Below are 1617 nucleotides of genomic sequence, written 5' to 3' on the forward strand. Positions count from 1 at the left end.
GAAGTGCAGATTGACTTTGAGGACACCGCCCCGGCTGCGCCGCGCAAGAACCTGGTCACCCAGATCTTCGCGGGCCTGGGCCTGGGCAAGCCGGCGCCGGCGCCTGAGCCGGCACCAGAATCCGACCCTGCCGCGCAACTGGCCGCCTTGGGCCAGCAGTTGAGTGAGGCTTTTGCGCAGCACGAGCACCGCATGGAACAGCTCAACGAAGAGAACCGAAATCTGAGTGCTCGCGTGCAATCGCTGTCGACGCAAGTGGCCGGCCTGCGCAAGACCCTGGATGACACCCCGCAGGCCTTCACCGCACGCCCGCCGGTCACCGGGCCTGGCGTGGGCGCCGATGACGTCACCGACTGCTGATCCCCTCGCCTACTCCTTCATTCCGGACCCCACATGCGTACTGAAACCCGTCTCCAATTCAATCAGTTCACCCGCCGCGTAGCCGAGCTCAACAACGTTGAGTCGTCTCTGCAATCCTTCTCCGTGAACCCGTCGGTGCAGCAGACGATGGAACAACGAATTCAGGAGAGCAGCGCTTTCCTGTCGGCCATCAACATGCCCGGCGTGCTGGACCTGAAGGGCGAGAAGATCGGCGTGGGTGTCAATAGCACCGTGGCCGGCCGCACCGATACCAGCGGCACGGGCGAGCGCGTCCCGGCCGACGTCACTGCACTGGACAGCACTGGCTATGAGTGCATCCAGACCAACTTCGACACGGCTATTCCCTATGCACGACTGGATGCGTGGGCGCGGCAGAAGAACTTCCAGACGCTGCTGCGCAACGCGATCACCCAGCGCCAGGCACTGGACCGAATCATGATCGGCTTCCATGGCACCTCGGCTGCGGCCACCACCGACCGGGCGGCCAACCCGCTGCTGCAGGACGTTAACAAGGGCTGGCTGCAGAAGTATCGAGAGGATGCGCCCAAGCGCGTGATGACCGGCGGCAAGACGGCGGGCGTGGTGCAGATCGGCGGCGAGGACAAGAACACGCGCGATTTTTGCAATCTCGATGCGCTGGTGCTGGACGTGGTATCCACTCTCATCGATCCGTGGCACCAGGATGACACCGGCCTGGTGGTGGTGTTGGGCCGCGAGCTGGTGCATGACAAGTATTTCCCGATCATCGACCAGGACAACGCGCCCACCGAGCAGCTGGCCGCTGACCTGGTGCTGGGCAACAAGCGCATCGGTGGGCTGCGTCCGGTCATTGCGCCGTTCTTCCCGGCCAACGCACTGATGGTCACGTCGCTGGATAACCTGTCGCTTTATTGGCAGATCGGCGGACGCCGACGCTACATCCAGGAGCAGCCCAACAAGAATCGAATCGCCAACTTCGAGTCGTCCAATGATGCCTACGTGGTCGAAGACTACGGCCGAGGCGCGGTGGTTGAGAATATCCGCAGCGGCGATGCGCCGGCCGAACCGGAGCCGGGCAATGGCTGACAGTCCGGCCAAGCGCCACCTGCAGCGTGTGGAGGCCGCCCAGGCGGCCGCCCGCGCCGCAGCTGGCAATCCACTGGAGGGTACCCCCATCCATGCCCAAATGCGCCAGCAGTTGGCCCATGACCAGGCGCGCCTGAAACAGATTCAGTCCGCGCAGGGCAAAGCACAGCT

1 protein-coding gene and 1 pseudogene are annotated in these 1617 nt (G+C 64.0%); both read left to right on the top strand.

Going from position 1 to position 1617, the window contains the following annotated elements; genetic code table 11:
* Positions 1-360, top strand: a pseudogene (locus tag G4G00_RS21665) (phage capsid protein); the annotation flags it as partial.
* Between the two features lie 33 nt (positions 361-393).
* The gene (locus G4G00_RS21670; RefSeq protein WP_164276619.1) at positions 394-1446 is read left to right on the top strand and encodes a phage major capsid protein, P2 family; all 1053 of its coding nucleotides are present in this window, start codon (positions 394-396) and stop codon (positions 1444-1446) included.
* Positions 1447-1617 lie beyond the last annotated feature (171 nt).

Source organism: Stenotrophomonas sp. B1-1, assembly GCF_010894375.1.
Taxonomy (GTDB): domain Bacteria; phylum Pseudomonadota; class Gammaproteobacteria; order Xanthomonadales; family Xanthomonadaceae; genus Stenotrophomonas.

Bases quoted from the DNA above. Each gene is read 5' to 3' on its own strand.
- G4G00_RS21670 (WP_164276619.1), top strand. From the start codon at position 394: ATGCGTACTGAAACCCGTCTCCAATTCAATCAGTTCACCCGCCGCGTA.